The following is a 20,111-nucleotide window of genomic DNA, read 5'->3' as shown; positions in this document are numbered from 1 at the left end:
ATTTTAACACAATTTTCATAATTCGTTTTTATCATTTTTTCCTTTGCTTTCTACAATTTCTTCATATCATTAGTCACTAAAAAAAATAACCTATCATATTGATAGATTATTTCTTAGGGATCCGAATCGTAAACTGATAAAATTCATCATGCTCCTCTTCATCAGTATCCACGTGCAAACCACTTTTCAATACCATATCAACTGATTGACGGATTGTATTCATAGCAATACGCATATCTTTTGAATAAGACTTTCGAGTTGGCTTCTTTTTTTGATTCGGTTGTCCTTCTAGTATAAATTTAACCCGTTCTTCAGTTTGCTTTACATTAAGATGCTTTTCTACTATTTCTTCTAGCACTTTCAATTGTAATTCTTCATTTTTTAACGTGAGTAAGGCACGAGCATGACGTTCAGAAATATGACGTTCCAAAATCGCCTGGTGCACAGGTTCTGGTAAATGCAGCAACCGCAACTTATTGGCAACAGTTGACTGACCTTTCCCTAATCTTTGAGCTAGACTTTCTTGCGTTAACCCATGCAATTCAATCAACTTTGCATAGGCAACAGCCTCCTCAATTGCTGTTAATCCTTCCCTTTGAAGGTTTTCTATTAAAGCAATTGAAGCGGTTTGAGAATCATTAAATTCTTTCACTAAAGCAGGAATAGTTTCCCACCCTAATTTCGTGACCGCTCGCCATCTGCGCTCACCAGCAATGATCTCAAATTTTCCATCTCGCTCACGTACAACAATAGGCTGAATAACCCCATGTGTTCGTATTGTCTGAGCTAACTCTTCAATTCGTTCCTCATCAAATACGGTACGCGGCTGGAACCGGTTTGGAACTATATCTGAAATATTAACTTCTTTAACTTCTTCATTACTGTGCACTTCACTTACTTCTTCGTTTCCACTAACTTCAACCTCTGCCTGCTTGTCACTAAAGCCAAAAAGGCGTGAAAACGGTTGCTTCATCGCCTGACACCACCTTCTGATAGTAACCGTCTTTACTAGATTCGACACCCGTTGCTAGAGTCCTTCTTTTGTACCTATTTCATTTATATCCTGAGCACATTACAGCGTCAAGTAAAAGTTAATCCATTAAACAGGTTTTCCCCTACATAATTTTAATAATGAGCATGTCCAACGAAACAATGAGCGTTATTTTGAACATGCTTATTTATTTCCAAAGCGAAAGTTTGTTCCACGTGAAACAAAACCTACAAAGGCATCTTGTTTGGTGTTCCTGGCTTTCTTGGATATTTTTTAGGAGTAGGTTTTTCTTTAGAAACATGGACAATATGTCGTTCACTTTCTTCAAGTGGCAAAGTAAATGAATCATCTCCTATAACGGTCCCACCTAATAACTTAATTGCTTTTTTTGCATCATTCAACTCGTCTTGCGCGCCTGCACCCTTCATCGCAATAAAGTGTCCGTTCACTTTTGCGAGCGGCAGGCATAACTCTGAAAGAACCGAGAGGCGTGCAACAGCCCGTGCAGTCACCACATCATACTTTTCACGATGATCTTTATTTTGACCAAACGTCTCTGCACGATCATGAAAGAATGAAACTCCTTCTAATCCTAATTCACTTGCTAAATGCTCTAGAAAATGAATTCGTTTCTTTAAGGAATCAACGATGCTAACATGAATGGTTGGATAAAGGATCTTTAATGGAATGCTTGGAAAACCAGCCCCAGCTCCCACATCAATTAATCGTTGTCCTTCCTGAAAGTCAAAATAAAAACTAGCAGTAAGTGAGTCATAGAAATGTTTTAAATACACATCATCTTCCTCTGTTATCGCAGTCAAATTCATCTTTTCATTCCACTCAACAAGAAGTTGATAATAAAGTTGAAATTGCTCTGTTTGCTTTGGTGTTAACGTAATTCCCTTTTCCTCTAAAAGAGCATTAAATTGTTTTTTACTCATAACAACTCTCCATCTTCAGAAGTAATTGTAAATCAAAAGGTTACTGTCATTCTTTTTGATTTACTTCCATATGTATAACGGGACTTACTGAATTATCGGCTGCTTTTTTCACGTAACAAAATGACAGCCTGATACTAAGTAAGTCGCCTATTTTCATTGAGTTTTTGCTAATCTTCCTTGCTCAAGGTATACAAGTAAAATCGAAATATCTGCAGGGTTTACACCAGATACCCTTGATGCTTGAGCAACAGAAAGCGGGCGTACTTGAGACAATTTTTGCTTTGCTTCAGTAGCCAATCCATTAATAGCAAAGTAATCAAGATTCTCAGGAATTTTTTTGTTCTCCATCTTCTTCGAACGCTCGACTTGTTGAAGTTGCTTTTCAATATAACCTTCGTATTTCACTTGTATTTCAACTTGCTCTGCTACATCATCAGAAATTGGTTCAATTGGCGCCTCAATGACTTGTGCCACATCTTCATATGTTAATTGTGGTCGTTTCAACAACATCGTTGCACGAACTGCCTCTTGCAGAGGAACTGAACCTGTCTTCTCTAATATACGATTTAATTCTGTTGAAGGCTTCACAATAATTCCTTCTAGTCGCTTCTTTTCGACTGTAATTTGTTCTTTTTTCTGCAAGAAACGATCATAACGTTCTTGTGGAATTAACCCAATGTCATAACCTATTCCCGTTAAGCGTAAGTCTGCATTGTCATGCCGCAGAAGCAAACGATACTCTGCACGCGATGTAAGTAGACGGTACGGCTCATTTGTCCCTTTCGTTACTAAGTCATCAATTAAGACACCAATATAGGCTTCGGAGCGGTCAAGAATAATTCCTTCTCTTCCTTGTGCAGCTCTTGCTGCATTAATTCCTGCCATAATTCCTTGTCCAGCAGCCTCTTCATATCCAGATGTTCCATTAATTTGACCTGCAGTAAATAAACCTGGCACCTTCTTTGTTTCAAGGGTCGGCCATAACTGAGTCGGAACAATTGAATCGTATTCAATCGCATATCCAGGACGCATCATTCGTACGTTTTGCAATCCAGGAACAGACTTCAAAATTTCTAACTGCACATCCTCTGGCAAGCTTGTTGATAAGCCTTGCACGTATACCTCAGATGTATTTCTTCCTTCAGGTTCAAGAAAAATTTGGTGTCGCGGTTTATCATTAAAACGGACAATTTTATCTTCAATCGACGGACAATAACGTGGTCCTGTCCCTTCGATCATCCCTGAATACATAGGGGAACGGCTCAAGTTATTATTAATAATTTGGTGTGTATCCTCACTCGTATACGTTAACCAACAAGGCAATTGATCAGTAATATACTTTGTCGTTTCGAATGAAAAAGCACGTGGCTTGTCATCACCTGGTTGAATTTCTGTTTGGTCATAATCAATCGTACTCCCATTGACACGAGGGGGTGTCCCTGTTTTAAAGCGCACCATATCAAAACCAAGTTCTTTTAAATGGTATGAGAGCTGCACAGATGGCTGCATATTATTAGGGCCACTCTCGTACGCCAAGTCACCAATAATAATTTTCCCTCTTAAGTAAGTACCAGTCGTAATAACAACTGCTTTGGCATGATACCGGGCTCCTGTATTTGTAATTACTCCCTTACAAACACCATCTTCAACAATCAGTCGTTCAACCAACCCTTGGCGGAGTAATAAATTTTCATTTTCCTCGATCGTTTTTTTCATTTCATGTTGATAGAGATACTTATCAGCCTGTGCACGCAATGCACGAACGGCAGGGCCCTTCCCTGTATTCAGCATTCTCATTTGGATATGTGTCTTATCAATATTGCGTGCCATCTCACCACCTAATGCATCAATTTCTCTTACAACAATTCCTTTTGCCGGTCCACCTACAGAAGGGTTGCACGGCATATAAGCAACTGCATCTAAGTTCAGTGTCAACATTAATGTTTTAGCTCCCATTCTCGCTGATGCAAGACCTGCTTCTACCCCTGCATGACCAGCACCAACAACAATGACATCAAACTGTCCACCATCATAACTCATAACTCTAACCTCCTTATTAGAAATACTCAAAAATAGTGAGTATTGTATTCATGTATTTGTTTTACACTCTTGAAACCAGTACAACTTCTCATTATTTCCTGGGAATGTGGCTCAATCTACCCTTGTGAGAATCCTTCGCTTTCAAAAAAGGTCTCACAAAAGGCTTACAGCGGCTCCGTTATTTCTTCAATTCCAAGTAGTTACTTAGAGCTTTTTCACCCTTATTCCTTGCATTCATCGAGATGTGGCAATGGCTTCTCTCGCCGTGCGCCTTTCGGGGAAGAGTGCCCAAAAGGCTTAAGGGATTACGGCGGCTCCGCTCATTGCTACGCCTGATTATAAAAAGGTAAAGTTCGACCTTTTTATAATCAGGCTACTTTCCTAAGCAAAACTGAGAGAAGAGCTGGTCAATTAGGCTTTCTTGCACACTGTCGCCAATGATTTCACCTAATAGTTCCCAAGTTCTTGTGACATCTATTTGAATTAAATCAATTGGAACGTCCATTTCAATTGCAGCTACGGCATCTTGGATCGTTGCCTTTGCTTGTTCTAACAGGGCAATATGTCTAGTATTTGAAACATATGTGACATCAGCGCCTTCAATTTCACCTTCAAAAAATAGATCTGCAATGGCTTGTTCTAACTGCTCTACTCCTTCATCATGTAGCAGTGATGTCGTGACTAGAGGATTACTTCGAGCGAGGCTCTTTACTTTTTCTAAATCAATCTTCTTTTCAATATCGGTCTTATTAACGATGACAATCACATTCATTTTTTCGACCGCTTCAAAAAGAGCTTCATCTTCTGGAGACAATTCTTCTCCATAGTTTAACACCAAAAGAATGAGATCTGCTTTTTTTAGAACTTCTCTTGAACGCTCCACACCGATTCGTTCAACGAGATCTTCCGTCTCACGAATACCTGCCGTATCAACTAACCTGAGTGGTATTCCTTTTACATTAACATATTCTTCTATGATATCTCGTGTTGTCCCAGCAACATCAGTAACAATTGCTTTATTTTCATGAACCAAACTATTTAATAGTGATGATTTCCCTACGTTTGGACGACCGATAATAACAGTAGAAATCCCTTCACGTAAAATCTTTCCTTGCGCAGCTGTTCCTAACAGTTGATCAATTTCCTCTATTACAAATATCGCTTTTTCTTGTAAAATACGATGCGTCATTACTTCAGCATCATATTCAGGATAATCAATATTAACTTCTACATGTGCTACCGTCTCAAGTAACGCTTGGCGCAAAGTTGCAAGTTTCTTCGATAACCGGCCATCTACTTGATTTAGTGCAACATTCATCGCACGATCCGTTTTCGCTCGAATTAAATCAATTACCCCTTCAGCTTGCGAAAGATCGATTCTTCCATTTAAAAAAGCACGCTTCGTAAACTCTCCTGGTTCAGCTAATCTAGCACCATGTCTTAGTGCTAACTTAAGAACTCGATTCACAGAAAGCAGTCCACCATGACAGTTAATCTCAACAACATCTTCACGCGTAAACGTTTTTGGCGCGCGCATAACCGATACCATCGCTTCTTCTACTCGTTCATTTGAAGCCAAGTCGATGATATGACCATAGACAATTGTATGAGATGGAACTTGCGAGAGCGGCTCTTTCCCTTTATATAATTGATCCGCAATCAAAATAGCGTCGTCACCGCTTAATCGCACAATCCCAATTGCCCCTTCGCCAAGAGCAGTAGAAATTGCTGCTATTGTATCAAATTCCATTTCGTTCACTCCTCTCCCGTTCTACATTCCACGCAACTAATCTATTGCACATACTATTCATAAATAGTATCGACTTTTTTCACTTTCTATATAGCATAGAATCCTTACTTTCTAAAAAAGTAGTTGCTCCGATATTGTTCCCAAAGGGAAAAGCGCCCTTTGGGATAATTAAAATTCCGTTTACTCACTGATGATGCAATGGCTTCTCTCACTGCGCGCAATTTATGAGAAACCCACTCATAAATCGCTTAAAACCTTGCAGTGGTTCCACTCATTGCTCCGATATTGTTCCCAAAGGGAAAAGCGCCCTTTGGGAACAATATCTAAAACCTTAGAATATCACAGCTATTTTTGAAATGCTATTTTAGACTTTAAGGTTTGAGTCAAATAGGTAGCAATCGCTCTCACCATCACGTGTAACTGTTTCACTCGCTACTTATAGTATGCTAAAAAACCCCCTACCATCGAGATAGAGGATTTTCTTTCTACTTCACTGGCAAAACGACAATATGTCGGTTTACCCCTTTTCCTTTTGATTCCGTCCCAACACCGTGAACAGACTTAATTGTTTCATGAACAAGTTTTCGTTCGAGGGCATTCATTGGTTCCAAAGGCATAGGCTGCTTTGATTCTTTTACTTTACTCGCAACTCTCAAAGCAAGTTGCTTTAGAGTTTGTTTACGTCGCTCACGGTAGTTTCCAATATCAAGCTCAAGACGTGTATACGATTGATCTCCACGATTACAAACGAGGTTCGTCAAGTATTCAAGAGATTCAAGAGTCTGACCCCTTTTTCCAATTAAACGACCACTATCATTTGAACTAGCTAGTTCAAATAAAATTCTCTTATTAGAGACTGTTTTTGTAATCGTTGTTTCGTGACCCATGAGCGTAACCGTTTTTTCTAAGAAGTTTTGCGCTAATTCAACCGGATCAGGTAGAACATGGGCTTCAATTTTTGCAGGCTTTGAACCAATAATACCTAAAAAACCTTTTTTCGGCTCCTCAATGACACGGTATGAAAGTTTCTCTCTTGTTGTCTGCAACTCATTTATTGCTTTTGCAATAGCCTCATCAACTGTTTTTCCTAATACGGTTAAATAGGTCACTTCTTTTTACCTCCCGTTTTTGGCTCAGCCGTCTTAGCTTTCCCGACATTTGGTCCTGTAATGAAATAGGTTTGAGTAATCATGAACAAATTCCCTACTACCCAATATAGCGTAAGAGCTGCTGGGAAAAAGATCGCAAATACGAAGATCATAATTGGCATTACATATAATAAGATTTTCATTTGCGGGTTGTCTGTCACCATCATCATCTTTTGTTGAATGAAAGTTGTCGCCCCCGCAATAATAGGAAGTAAGAAAATTGGATCTGGTGTACCTAATTCAAACCATAAGAATGGATGATTACCAATTTCTCCAGTTCGCATAATTGCATGATAAAATGCAAGTAAAATTGGCATTTGAATGAACAATGGCAAACAACCAGCTAACGGATTGACACCATGTTCTTGGAACATTGCCATCATCTCTTGTTGAAGCTTTTGTTGCGTCTTTTGATCTTTTGCACTATATTTTTCACGAAGCTTAGCCATTTCCGGTTGGATTGCTTGCATCGCTTTTGCACTCTTTGTCTGTTTAATCATTAAAGGTAAAAGTAATATACGTAATAAAATCGTAACTACTACAATCGATAGTCCAAAATTTTCATTAAAAAGTTCAGCAAAATAAATGATTAGCCATGATAATGGATAAACAAAATATGAATCCCAAAAACCAGTACTATCCTTAGTAATTGGTTCTTCAATATTAAAACAACCTGTCATTACAACAAGAAGTCCCACCATCAAGGTAACCAAACCAAATTTTTTCAGCACGTATTCTCCTCCTTGTTCCTCATTCACTTCTTAATTATATATATGAAAGGCTTATCCAACAAAAATAAACCATTTTGAATCATTCAACTTTACACACGTTTTGTATTTTTAAAAACACGTGCTTTCCTTAATACATGCAGCAAACTTTGCTCCACTTCATGAAAATTCATTGTAGCAGCAGGTTTTCTAGCAATGACAACATAATCTGCACTTCTATGAATCATTTCTTCCTTTAAACGAAATACTTCACGAATGTATCGTTTCACTTGATTTCGTGTTACGGCATTCCCTACTTTTTTGCTAACAGAAAGTCCAAGTCTAAATGAAGATTGTCCTTCTTTTGGTAACGAATAAAGAACAAACTGACGGTTTGCAACGGAATGTCCTTTTTTAAATACTTGTGAAAACTCATCGTTTTTTTTAATCCGTTGCTCTTTTTTCAATCTTTTACACTCCTTAACAAACAAGAACTTTTTTTATCTGACATCGTTCTCATCCACTAATCAGTCATATAGATCTCTATATAAAGAAGAAAAAGACCACTGACATTCAGTGGCCTATGCAGATAATACTTTTCTTCCCTTACGACGACGACGAGCTAATACTTTACGGCCATTTTTTGTGCTCATACGTGCACGGAAACCGTGTACCTTTTTACGCTTACGATTATTCGGTTGAAATGTTGGTTTTCCCATCTATAACACCTCCCTGAGGATTAACTTATCTAAAAGACATTCTTGTAAATTATAAGAAACGACACCCCACTTGTCAAGAAGTAGTTATTCGAAAAGACGTTTTTCCTTTTCGAATAACTACTTCGCATTGAGCGAAGCCGTTGCAAGCTCTTAAGTAAAGAGGAGTGTTCTTTTCCACTTTACGCGCAACGAGTGAAGCCAATGCCCCCTTGATTTACCTTCCTATTTATTCGAAAAGACGTTTTTCCTTTTCGAATAACTACGTCGCAACGAGTGAAGCCAATGCCTCTTTGATTTATCTCCCTATTCACGCACCTTCTTAAGCAAAGAGCAAAACCAACACTCCCTCTTAATTAACGTTAAAAATATATTCAAAGCGAATATTTCTTTTTTGAAACACTTATCTATATGAAATAACTAAACAACTTTTCTAAAATAGATCAATTAACGCCACCTTACAAAGTTCATCTAGGCTCTCTTTACAGTTCTACAACTTAATTCAACTTCCCAACCACCAACCTGTGGATAAGTATCATTAGACATTTTTCGACCTCTCCCCAATTTTATCGACAAGTTACACACATATCTTGTACTGTGGATAATTTATAGACACAACATGCAGTATTATGTGGATAAATACAACAAACCATTGCGACTGTGCACTTTTTTTGCTATGATTGAATTGTTTTCACTCGTGGACAAGTATTTTACATTTATTTTTGTCCACAGTCTGTGGGTAACATTGTGGACATCTTTTATCTTGTGTGAATACAGTTCTCCACAACCTGTTCAAAACTCACATTTAGACGTTTTTCTACTATATTATAAATTTTACACAAACGCGTGTGAATGTATATTTATTCGACTGTATCCACCTCCTTGTACAAAAGTTCGACAAGGAGGTGGATAACTGTTCGTTATTTCAGAAAGAAGGAGGGGGAAACTTTTGGAGAATATCCATGACTTATGGGAACAGGCACTTGCTGAAATTGAAAAAAAGGTCAGCAAACCTAGTTTCGAAACATGGTTAAAGGCCACGAAAGCAAACGATATTCAAAACGACACGATTGTCATAACTGCACCGAACGAATTTGCACGTGATTGGCTTGAAGACCATTATGCAGAGTTAACCTCTGAAACAATTGAGCAATTGACAGGAACACGTCTTAAACCCAAATTTGTTATCCCTCAACATGAAATGGAAGAAGACTTCATTCCAGAACCTGTCCCCAAAAAGCAAGAAAAGCAAGAAGTGACATCAGTTAATATGTCAAAAACGATGTTAAACGATAAATATATGTTTGATACTTTTGTCATTGGGTCAGGGAACCGATTTGCTCACGCCGCTTCACTTGCTGTTGCAGAAGCTCCAGCAAAAGCATATAATCCACTGTTTATTTATGGTGGAGTTGGTCTTGGCAAAACCCATTTAATGCACGCCATTGGTCATTATGTAATGGACCACAATCCAAATGCGAAAGTTGTCTATTTATCATCAGAAAAATTTACAAATGAGTTTATTAACTCGATTCGTGACAATAAAGCTGTACATTTTCGCAATAAATATCGAAATGTAGACGTTCTTCTCATTGATGATATTCAGTTCTTAGCTGGAAAAGAACAAACCCAAGAAGAATTTTTCCATACATTTAATGCATTACATGAAGAATCGAAACAAATCGTTATTTCTAGTGATCGGCCACCAAAGGAAATTCCAACACTAGAAGACAGATTGCGTTCGCGATTTGAATGGGGCTTGATTACGGATATTACACCTCCTGATCTCGAAACAAGAATTGCGATCTTACGCAAAAAAGCTAAAGCTGAGAACCTTGATATTCCTAATGAAGTTATGCTTTATATTGCCAATCAAATAGATACAAATATTAGGGAATTAGAGGGAGCGCTAATTCGTGTCGTTGCCTATTCATCCTTAATTAACCAAGATATGAATGCTGATTTAGCAGCAGAAGCACTTAAAGATATCATTCCTAACTCTAAGCCTAAAATACTGACGATTATTGACATACAAAAGTTAGTAGGCGAACACTATCATGTGAAATTGGAAGATTTCAAAGCGAAGAAACGAACGAAATCAGTTGCTTTCCCAAGACAAATAGCTATGTATTTATCGAGAGAGTTAACTGATGCTTCTCTGCCGAAGATCGGAAGCGAATTTGGCGGACGCGATCATACGACCGTCATACACGCACACGAAAAAATCTCAAAATTACTTGCAACTGATCAAGAACTTCAAGAGAAAGTACAAGAATTAATGGATTTATTACGAAAGTAGACTATTCTAGTAGAAATTAGAACCTGTGTACAGTGTGAATAAATGGAACCAGCCTATTAACACATTACTAACATGTGAATAGGCTGGTATTTTACTTACTACATCCAGTTATCCACATATTCACAGCCCCTATTACTATTATTACTATTTCTTTAAAAACATAACTATAATAATTAAGGAGTTTTGATATGCGTTTTTCTATTAATCGTGATCGTTTTGTTCATGATGTTCAAAATGTAGCAAAAGCTGTTTCATCAAGAACAACTATTCCTATCCTGACAGGAATTAAAATTGTTGCACATGAAGAGGGATTAACTCTGACTGGTAGTGATTCTGATGTGTCAATTGAAGTATTCATCCCGAAGGAAGAAGAAGGAACTGAAATCGTTAGAATACAAGAAAAGGGTAGCATTGTTTTACAAGCTCGTTTTTTTGCTGAAATCGTAAAGAAACTTCCTGGTCAAGATGTTGAATTAATTGTTCAAGATCAATTTGCTGCAACAATACGGTCCGCATCATCTGTTTTCAACTTAAATGGACTTGATCCAGAAGAGTACCCACGTCTGCCGCAACTTGAGGAGGACTTATTATTCCGTCTCCCTCAAGACATATTAAAAAATATGATTCGCCAAACTGTCTTTGCGGTGTCCACTCAGGAAACACGTCCGGTGTTGACAGGTGTAAACTTAGAAACGGATGAAGGTGAATTGATCTGTACTGCAACAGATAGTCATAGGCTCGCTATGAGGAAAGCGACAATTGAAAAAAATGATGAAACGCTATCGTTCTCAAATGTTGTCATTCCCGGGAAGAGCTTGAATGAATTAAGCAAGATTATTGATGATTCGAATGAGTTAGTTGACGTAGTTGTAACGGAAAATCAAGTTTTGTTCAAAATGAAAAATCTTTTATTCTTTTCGAGATTACTTGAAGGGAAATATCCTGTAACAAAAAGCATGATTCCAACTCAAACAAAAACTTCTTTACAACTAAAAACAAAACCGTTCTTACAAACACTTGAGCGTGCGTTATTATTATCTAGAGAAGGCAAAAATAATGTCATTAATTTAAAAACGTTAGATGGAGGGAATGTTGAGATTACATCGGTTTCTCCAGAAGTAGGAAAAGTAACTGAGAACATTGAGACACAAATGCAAGGCGAGGAGATGAGAATTTCCTTTAATGGGAAAAATATTATCGATGCTCTAAAAGTTATTGATAGTGAAGAAGTTAAAATTATTTTTACTGGAGCAATGAGTCCGTTTGTCATTCGTCCAATTGAACACGATCACTATTTACACTTATTTTCGCCTGTGCGTACGTATTAAACTAAAGAGCCAAGTAAAGAAAATGAAAAGCGCAGGTCACTGAAAATCGATCTTTTTTAGTGACCTCTAAAATCAACCTTTTTTCCTGGCTTGCGAATAGGACTTGGCTTGCATGCGCTCGTTTAGTACAATATAGAGAAGGATAATTGAATTAACGGATAAAAGAGACAGCAACTCACGTATGATTTGCTGTCTTCACTTTGCTGCATGAGGCGATTCATGACTCGCTGTCACAAGTACTTATCATTTGAAACGATGGCAGCGCAGGTTATTATTTTTTAAAAATATATATTTAAAATAGAGAGAGTGGTAAATGTGAATGAAGTCGTCATTTCAACAGCTTACATAACACTAGGGCAGATGCTTAAAGAAGTAGGCGTAATTGATACAGGTGGGATGGCTAAGTGGTATCTTTCTGAGCATGTTGTTTATGTGAACGAAGAGGAAGAAAATCGCCGAGGTAAAAAGCTTGTACCAGGTGATATTATAACTCTTGAAGATGGAGAAAAATATCAAATTGTCGCGAATTAGGGGGAATCCCTTTTGTATCTGAATCAGCTTACTCTACGCCAATACCGTAACTATAAAAAAGTGGAAGTTACATTTAATCGCCAAATTAATGTATTTTTAGGAGAAAATGCACAAGGGAAAACCAATATTCTTGAGGCCATCTTCGTATTAGCACTGGCCAAATCCCATCGAACATCTAAAGATAAAGAGTTGATTGGTTGGGGAGAGGAATTTGCACGAATTCATGGGGAAATAGCCAAAAAGTCAAATAAGCTTGAGATTGAACTGATTCTTTCAATGCAAGGCAAGAAGGGAAAAGTAAATGGAATCGAGCAAAAAAGACTTAGTGAATATGTAGGTGCAGCAAATGTGGTTATGTTTGCACCTGAAGATTTAAATCTTGTTAAAGGTAGTCCTCAAATCCGAAGAAGATTTCTTGATATGGAGCTTGGTCAAATTAGTCGTATTTATCTCCACCACTTAGGGGTATATCAAAAAGTTCTAAAACAACGTAACCATCTATTAAAAACTCTTCAAATTGGTAAGGGTTCAAAAGAGATGTTAGATATTTTAACCGACCAGATGATTATGTTAGCTGCAGAAGTGACGATACGAAGGTATGGATTTATGAAACGTCTTCAAAAATGGGCCGAACAAATCCATTATGATATTAGCAGAGGGAAAGAAAAGCTAGAGATCCGGTACGAATCTTCAGCTGACGTATCAGAAGCGATGGATTTGTCGAAAATAAAAGAAGAATTCTATCAAACGTATGAAAAACAACGAACACGAGAAATTCAAAGAGGAGTGACGTTGTTTGGACCTCATCGAGATGACCTTAGTTTCTCTATTAATGGTCGAGATGTTCAGACGTATGGTTCTCAAGGCCAGCAAAGAACAACCGCACTTTCACTTAAGTTAGCCGAAATAGAATTAATTTATTCGGAGATTGGTGAATATCCAATTTTACTTCTTGATGATGTGTTATCTGAATTGGATGATTATCGTCAGTCCCACCTTCTTCATACCATTCAAAACCGTGTACAAACATTTGTTACAACGACAAATGTGAGTGGGATTGATCAACAAACGTTGAATCAAGCGACTATTTTCCATGTTTCAGACGGAACGATTACTACTCAATAACTGAGGCGGTGAAACATTGTGTTTATGCATTTAGGTGGAGATGTCATTATTAGGTCTAAAGATATTATTACCATTTTAAATATTGATGCTAAAGAATCATCATCAATAACAGACACGTATCTAAAAGAAGAAGAAAAGCGGAAAACGAAAACTGTTATTTCGGCTGATTATATTAAATCAATTGTTGTAACAAATGAAGAAATTTATTATTCACCAGTGTCTTCTTTAACGTTAAACCGAAGAGCCCTAGGGAAGGCGATCATCGATATGCATCTAGAAAAAGAAGACGAGGTTGACCCTTAATAGATTTTCATATAAACAGGTGGTAAAATAGAGTGTTCAAGATTTGATAAAAGGGAGTGACATTCCTTTTTATCTAATTTCTAATAGATCGATATTGAAGAATGAAGGTGAACAGAGTGACGAATGAACAACATTCAACACAACAGTCTTACGACGAGAGTCAAATTCAAGTCTTAGAAGGGTTAGAAGCTGTTCGGAAACGCCCTGGTATGTATATTGGATCAACAAGTGCACGTGGCTTGCATCATTTAGTATGGGAAATCGTTGATAATAGTATTGATGAGGCGATGGCTGGTTATTGCGATACGATCAAAGTCATCATTGAAGAAGATAATAGCATTACAGTTGAAGACAATGGCCGTGGTGTTCCTGTTGGAATTCATGAGAAAATGGGACGTCCAGCTGTTGAAGTAATTATGACTGTACTTCATGCTGGTGGTAAATTTGGTGGCGGCGGATATAAAGTTTCTGGGGGATTACACGGTGTAGGTGCATCGGTTGTAAATGCTCTTTCAACAACCTTGGAAATAGAAGTACACCGTGAAGGGAAAATCCATTACCAAAAGTATCATCAAGGTGTACCTGCAGCTGATTTAGAGGTGATTGGTGAAACGGAAAAACGAGGAACGATCATTCACTTTAAACCAGATACTGACATTTTCAAAGAAACAACGGTTTATGAATATGACACACTTGCATCTCGTCTTCGTGAGTTGGCGTTTTTAAATAAAGGATTAACGATTATCATTACGGACAAGCGTGAGGATGGGAAGGAAGCGACCTATTTTTACGAAGGTGGGATTGGCTCATTTGTAGAGCATCTTAACCGTTCAAGAGAAGTATTACACGATGAGCCAATTCATATTGAGAGTGAAAAAGAAGGCTTAACTGTTGAAGTAGCTGTTCAATACAATGACAGCTACACAAGTAATATTTATTCGTTCGCTAATAACATCAACACTCATGAGGGTGGAACTCATGAATCGGGTTTTAAGACTGGTTTAACGCGAGTAATTAATGACTATGCGCGGAAAAACAATTTATTTAAAGAAGCTGATCCTAATTTATCCGGAGAAGATGTTCGTGAAGGATTAACGGCGATTATCTCTGTGAAAATCCCTGACCCGCAATTTGAAGGGCAGACGAAAACAAAATTAGGAAATAGCGAAGCAAGAACCATTACGGATTCTCTTTTTAGTGAACATTTCTCACGTTTCCTAATTGAGAACCCTCAAGTAGCTAAAAAAATTGTCGAAAAAGGACTAATGGCATCGAGAGCTAGAGAAGCGGCCAAAAAAGCACGTGAATTAACAAGAAGAAAAAGTGCTTTAGAAGTTAGCTCCCTCCCAGGGAAATTAGCCGATTGTTCTTCAAAAGATGCATCTATTAGTGAAATATATATCGTTGAGGGAGATTCAGCTGGTGGTTCGGCGAAGCAAGGGAGAGATCGTCATTTTCAAGCTATTTTACCTCTACGTGGAAAAATTATTAATGTTGAAAAGGCAAGATTAGACAAGATCCTTGCTAATAATGAGATTCGTGCAATGATTACTGCGTTTGGTACGGGAATTGGTGATGAGTTTAACATTGAGAAAGCTCGTTACCATAAAATTATTATTATGACAGATGCCGATGTCGATGGTGCCCATATTCGAACATTAATTTTAACGTTCTTCTATCGTTATATGCGCCCGTTAATTGAAAATGGCTATGTTTATATAGCTCAACCACCACTTTATAAACTGAGCCAAGGGAAAGAAGTAAGTTATGTTTATACAGATAAAGAATTGGAAGAGGCACTAAAAGAAATTCCTAATAAAGATAAACTTGGGATTCAGCGTTATAAGGGGTTAGGTGAAATGAACCCAACACAACTTTGGGAAACAACAATGGATCCAGAATACAGAACGGTTCTTCAAGTTACGCTAGAAGATGCGATAAAAGCTGATGAAGTTTTTGAAATATTAATGGGTGACCGTGTAGAACCACGCCGTGATTTTATTCAAGAGAACGCGCAATATGTGCAAAATCTTGATATATAGGCTTGAAGATGGAGGTTTAAAGTAATGGCTGAGCAAGATCAACCAAGAGTAAAAGCAAGGAATATTAGTACAGAAATGCAGTCCTCATTTATGGATTATGCGATGAGTGTTATCGTCAGTCGTGCGCTTCCTGATGTTCGTGATGGCTTAAAACCGGTGCACCGTCGTATTTTATTTGCGATGAATGAGCTAGGGATGACGTCTGATAAAGCATATAAAAAATCAGCACGTATCGTTGGAGAAGTTATCGGTAAGTACCACCCCCATGGTGATTCAGCCGTATATGAAACAATGGTACGGATGGCGCAAGATTTTAGTTTCCGCTATATGCTAATTGACGGACACGGAAACTTTGGGTCTGTTGATGGTGACTCGGCAGCAGCAATGCGTTATACGGAAGCTAAAATGTCTAAGATTTCGATGGAACTTGTACGAGATATTAATAAAGATACAATTGACTATCAAGACAACTATGATGGTAGTGAACGTGAACCAATTGTTCTACCAGCGCGTTTTCCTAATCTGTTAGTAAACGGAGCATCAGGTATTGCCGTTGGGATGGCAACGAATATTCCTCCTCATCAATTAGGAGAAGTGATTGATGGCGTACTAGCGTTATCAAAAGACCGCGATATTTCGATTCAAGACTTAATGGAATATATTCCAGGACCTGATTTCCCTACAGGTGCTGAGATTTTAGGTCGTTCGGGGATAAGAAAAGCTTACCAAACAGGGCGTGGATCGATTACGCTACGTGCAAAATCAATGATCGAAGAACAGAACGGAAAACAGAAAATTATTTTTACGGAAATTCCATATCAAGTTAACAAAGCAAGACTTATTGAGAAAATTGCTGAATTGGTAAGAGAAAAGAAGATTGATGGAATTACGGATTTACGTGATGAATCGGATCGAAATGGAATGCGTATTGTCATTGAGTTAAGACGCGATGCCAATGCCAACGTCCTTCTCAATAATCTTTATAAACAGACGTCACTGCAATCGAGCTTTGGTATTAATCTATTAGCACTTGTTGGTGGACAACCAAAAGTACTAAATCTAAAACAGTGTCTTGAACATTATTTAGATCATCAAGTTGAAGTAATTAGGCGTCGTACAGCTTTTGAACTTCGTAAGGCAGAAGCTCGTGCCCATATCCTTGAAGGTTTACGAATTGCTTTAGATCATCTAGATGAAGTGATTAGTTTGATCCGGGCTTCGCAAACGACTGAGATTGCAAGAAATGGTCTAATGGAGCGCTTTGAACTTAGTTATGAGCAAGCGCAGGCTATTCTAGACATGCGCTTACAACGTCTAACTGGCTTAGAGCGTGACAAAATCGAAGGTGAATATCAAGAATTAATGACTCGTATTGCCGAATTAAAAGCGATTTTAGCAGATGAAGAAAAAGTTCTCGATATTATTCGTGAAGAATTATCTGATGTAAAGTCGAAATTTAACGATGAACGTCGTACTGTTATTTCGATGAGTGAGGATCAAGTTGAAGATGAGGATTTGATTCCTCGTACTAATATTGCGATTACGATTTCTCATCATGGATACATTAAACGTTTGCCAATCTCTACGTATCGTAATCAAAAACGTGGTGGTAAAGGGATACAGGCTATGGGGACAAATGATAATGATTTTGTTCAACATCTCTTTACAACCAATTCGCATCACACGATCCTTTTCTTTACGAACAAAGGAAAAGTGTATCGTTTAAAAGGGTATGAAATTCCTGAGCTAGGACGTACAGCCAAAGGGATACCAATCATCAATCTCCTTCAAATAGAGCAAGGTGAGTATATTAGTACGGTAATTCCAATTGAAGAATTTACTGAGGATGCTTATTTGTTCTTCTTAACGAAATATGGCGTAGCTAAAAGAACAGAACTCTCATCATTTGCTAACATTAGGAAAGGTGGATTATTCGCCATAAATTTACGAGAAGAAGATGAATTGCATGGAGTCCGTTTAACTGATGGAAAGCAAGAGTTGATTATAGGTACGAAGCTAGGAATGTCGATTCGTTTCCCTGAGAATGATGTTAGATTAATGGGAAGAACGGCAGCTGGTGTAAAAGGTATCTCTCTTTCAGAAGATGATCACGTCGTTGGAATGGATATTATTGAGGATGGACATGACGTCTTAATTGTCACCGAAAAAGGCTATGGAAAACGTACACCAATTGAGGAGTACCGTATTCAAAACCGTGGAGGTAAAGGAATTAAGACTTGTAATATCACTGATAGAAACGGTCCGCTAGTTGCGCTGAAAATAGTTTCTTCAGAACATGATATTATGATTATCACAGCAAGTGGTGTCATTATTCGAACGCAAGTAGAAGGAATATCAACAACAGGCCGTAATACGCAAGGCGTAACGTTGATCCGCGTAAATGAGGGTGAAGAAGTAGCAACAGTTGCTCGCGTTGATATTGACGATGAAGATGACATGGAAGAAACTGGTGAGGAAATCGTTCAGGAAACTGAAGAAACGATTGAGGAAAATGAACCCGTAGATGAGAAAGATGAATAAAAAAGGGGTTGTTGGGAACTTTGTCTCAACAACCTTTTTTATATTCATTCATACAATTAATGCCCCTGCTAACAGCTTTTTCTGAGCAGTCTAAAATATAGTCAAATTATGAAAGAAAAGCATATTATAAATTCTATTAGTAAGTTACCTTTTTTTGTTATAGCACGTCACGTATAATGATTAGAAAGCGGAAGACGAAACGAGGGAACTGCATGAAGGTGAAACCGGTTCAGTTACAAAATGGATGTATTCTAACTAAAGATGTCTATGGATTATCTGATTCTCCTATTATAAAAAGAAATACTGTACTTACGAATAATTTAATTGAGATGCTCCACTTTTTTCTAGTAGACTTTGTGGAAGTAGAAACAGTACTGGCAAATGGCGAAAAATTTATACCTATTGGAATGAAAAGTAAGCGAGATAGAAAAGATGATAATGACTTGGCAATAGAGCATATACCGAAAGACTATCATTATCAATACTTAGAGGCCGTAAAACAATTCAAGAAACTATTCCAGAACTGGCAGGCTGGGCAGTTAGTAGAAATGGTGAAAGTGAGAAAAATTTTTATTCATTTATTTGAACAGATAATCAATGAACCCAAACATTTATTACACCTTCACCATTACACCAACAAGGAGGATTATCTTTTTCATCACTCTGTCTATGTTGGTATTCTCTCGGTGTATTTGGGACACAAATTACAATTTTCTAAGGGAGATTGGTTACAAATTGGATTTAGTGGCGTGTTAGCTGACATTGGTATCGCTAAAGTATCTCCAGCAATTTTACAAAAGCCAGGTCCGTTAACTTCTATTGAATTTGAAGAAGTGAAAAAGCACCCCATTCATAGTTATAAAATGTTAAAGCATGTTACTGGAATTTCAGACTCAGTACTATTATCAGTTTTGCAGCATCATGAACGTCTTAATGGTAGTGGATATCCTTTAGGAACCGACGCGAATAAACTACATATTTTTAGTCAGATTGTTGCTGTTGCAGATGTTTATCATGCAATGACCTCTGAGCGCTATTATCGTGCGAAGAAGTCCCCTTACCAAGTACTTGAAGCTATTTCTAAAGAGCAGTTTGGCAAATTTGATTTGAAAGTAGTCCAAGCATTATTGGAAAGTTTCACACAAGTATCTGTAGGAGAAATCGTTCGATTAAACTCTGGAGATATTGCAGAAATTGTTTACTGTGATCAAAAGAATCCTACTAGGTCATTGGTGAAATTGCTTTCGGACCAATCGATTGTACAATTAGAAAATCAAAATTCATTGTATATTGAGGAGTTATTAAAAAAATAAAAAGAATGCTTGCATAGTAAAAGATATATGTGTTATATTATTACTTGTCGCCAAGACGAAACAAAACATTACTTAAAAAGTTGTTTGACATCGTTAATGTGATAAGTTATACTAATAAAGTTGCTGACAAAGCGACAAAATAGTTCTTTGAAAACTGAACAAAAGCCAAGCGAAATAGAGAAACATGTTTTCTCGTCAATGTTTAGCAATTTAGTAAAATTGCATTTGTTATATCGCTAGCGTGATATAACTTGAGCTATCAAACACTTTTATGGAGAGTTTGATCCTGGCTCAGGACGAACGCTGGCGGCGTGCCTAATACATGCAAGTCGAGCG

The 20,111-nt window shown here is 37.6% G+C and carries 16 protein-coding genes and 1 rRNA gene; 9 read left to right on the top strand and 8 right to left on the bottom strand.

The features are described 5' to 3' along the window. Positions 1–106: 106 nt before the first annotated feature. The 8 genes from noc to rpmH all read right to left on the bottom strand — a co-directional run bounded on the left by noc (position 107) and on the right by rpmH (position 8,296). Positions 107–973, bottom strand: a complete 867-nt coding sequence (gene noc, locus SLH51_RS21865; RefSeq protein ID WP_335963664.1) for a nucleoid occlusion protein — start codon at positions 971–973, stop codon at positions 107–109. Positions 974–1,218: 245 nt separating this feature from the next. Then, positions 1,219–1,932 carry a 16S rRNA (guanine(527)-N(7))-methyltransferase RsmG gene (gene rsmG, locus SLH51_RS21860; RefSeq protein WP_335963663.1) on the bottom strand — a complete coding sequence of 238 codons (714 nt, stop codon included), beginning with the start codon at positions 1,930–1,932 and terminating at the stop codon, positions 1,219–1,221. Positions 1,933–2,085: 153 nt separating this feature from the next. Next, positions 2,086–3,972 (bottom strand): tRNA uridine-5-carboxymethylaminomethyl(34) synthesis enzyme MnmG, encoded by a 1,887-nt coding sequence (gene mnmG / locus SLH51_RS21855; protein WP_335963662.1) that lies wholly within the window; start codon positions 3,970–3,972, stop codon positions 2,086–2,088. A gap of 373 nt (positions 3,973–4,345) precedes the next feature. Next, positions 4,346–5,722: a tRNA uridine-5-carboxymethylaminomethyl(34) synthesis GTPase MnmE gene (gene mnmE / locus SLH51_RS21850; protein WP_335963661.1), complete on the bottom strand. Its 1,377-nt coding sequence runs from the start codon at positions 5,720–5,722 to the stop codon at positions 4,346–4,348. A gap of 485 nt (positions 5,723–6,207) precedes the next feature. Beyond that, a complete protein-coding gene (gene jag / locus SLH51_RS21845) occupies positions 6,208–6,831 on the bottom strand; it encodes an RNA-binding cell elongation regulator Jag/EloR (RefSeq protein ID WP_335963659.1) in 624 nt (207 codons plus the stop codon). Continuing rightward, positions 6,828–7,601: a YidC family membrane integrase SpoIIIJ gene (gene spoIIIJ, locus SLH51_RS21840; protein WP_335963657.1), complete on the bottom strand. Its 774-nt coding sequence runs from the start codon at positions 7,599–7,601 to the stop codon at positions 6,828–6,830. The genes jag and spoIIIJ overlap by 4 nt, the downstream gene beginning before the upstream one ends. An 89-nt stretch (positions 7,602–7,690) precedes the next feature. Further along, complete coding sequence (gene rnpA, locus SLH51_RS21835; protein WP_335963655.1) at positions 7,691–8,044, bottom strand: ribonuclease P protein component; 354 nt, start codon at positions 8,042–8,044, stop codon at positions 7,691–7,693. Between the two features lie 114 nt (positions 8,045–8,158). Next, positions 8,159–8,296 (bottom strand): 50S ribosomal protein L34, encoded by a 138-nt coding sequence (gene rpmH / locus SLH51_RS21830; RefSeq protein WP_003323480.1) that lies wholly within the window; start codon positions 8,294–8,296, stop codon positions 8,159–8,161. Between the two features lie 946 nt (positions 8,297–9,242). Here rpmH and dnaA point away from each other — a divergent pair. From dnaA to SLH51_RS21785, 9 genes are all read left to right on the top strand, one after another. Then, positions 9,243–10,592: a chromosomal replication initiator protein DnaA gene (gene dnaA / locus SLH51_RS21825; RefSeq protein WP_335963653.1), complete on the top strand. Its 1,350-nt coding sequence runs from the start codon at positions 9,243–9,245 to the stop codon at positions 10,590–10,592. Between the two features lie 188 nt (positions 10,593–10,780). Then, positions 10,781–11,920: a DNA polymerase III subunit beta gene (gene dnaN, locus SLH51_RS21820; protein WP_335963652.1), complete on the top strand. Its 1,140-nt coding sequence runs from the start codon at positions 10,781–10,783 to the stop codon at positions 11,918–11,920. A gap of 315 nt (positions 11,921–12,235) precedes the next feature. Continuing rightward, positions 12,236–12,451 carry a S4 domain-containing protein YaaA gene (gene yaaA / locus SLH51_RS21815; RefSeq protein ID WP_335963650.1) on the top strand — a complete coding sequence of 72 codons (216 nt, stop codon included), beginning with the start codon at positions 12,236–12,238 and terminating at the stop codon, positions 12,449–12,451. A gap of 12 nt (positions 12,452–12,463) precedes the next feature. Further along, the gene (gene recF, locus SLH51_RS21810) at positions 12,464–13,576 is read left to right on the top strand and encodes a DNA replication/repair protein RecF (RefSeq protein ID WP_335963649.1); all 1,113 of its coding nucleotides are present in this window, start codon (positions 12,464–12,466) and stop codon (positions 13,574–13,576) included. Positions 13,577–13,600: 24 nt separating this feature from the next. Further along, the gene (remB, locus tag SLH51_RS21805; protein WP_335963676.1) at positions 13,601–13,879 is read left to right on the top strand and encodes an extracellular matrix regulator RemB; all 279 of its coding nucleotides are present in this window, start codon (positions 13,601–13,603) and stop codon (positions 13,877–13,879) included. A gap of 101 nt (positions 13,880–13,980) precedes the next feature. Beyond that, entirely contained in the window at positions 13,981–15,921 is a 1,941-nt protein-coding gene (gyrB, locus tag SLH51_RS21800; RefSeq protein ID WP_335963648.1) for a DNA topoisomerase (ATP-hydrolyzing) subunit B, read from the top strand. 24 nt (positions 15,922–15,945) lie between these two features. Beyond that, positions 15,946–18,462, top strand: coding sequence for a DNA gyrase subunit A (gene gyrA / locus SLH51_RS21795; protein ID WP_335963647.1), 2,517 nt, complete (start codon positions 15,946–15,948; stop codon positions 18,460–18,462). Positions 18,463–18,674: 212 nt separating this feature from the next. Continuing rightward, positions 18,675–19,775, top strand: coding sequence for an HD-GYP domain-containing protein (locus SLH51_RS21790; RefSeq protein WP_335963645.1), 1,101 nt, complete (start codon positions 18,675–18,677; stop codon positions 19,773–19,775). A gap of 268 nt (positions 19,776–20,043) precedes the next feature. After that, positions 20,044–20,111 (top strand): 16S ribosomal RNA (locus SLH51_RS21785); the annotation flags it as partial.

Origin of the sequence: Halalkalibacter kiskunsagensis (assembly GCF_037027555.1) — a bacterium.
GTDB classification, from domain to species: domain Bacteria; phylum Bacillota; class Bacilli; order Bacillales; family Bacillaceae_D; genus Halalkalibacter; species Halalkalibacter kiskunsagensis.
The sequence above is the reverse complement of the archived record's forward strand: the minus strand, read 5'-3'. Positions and strand labels throughout refer to the sequence as shown.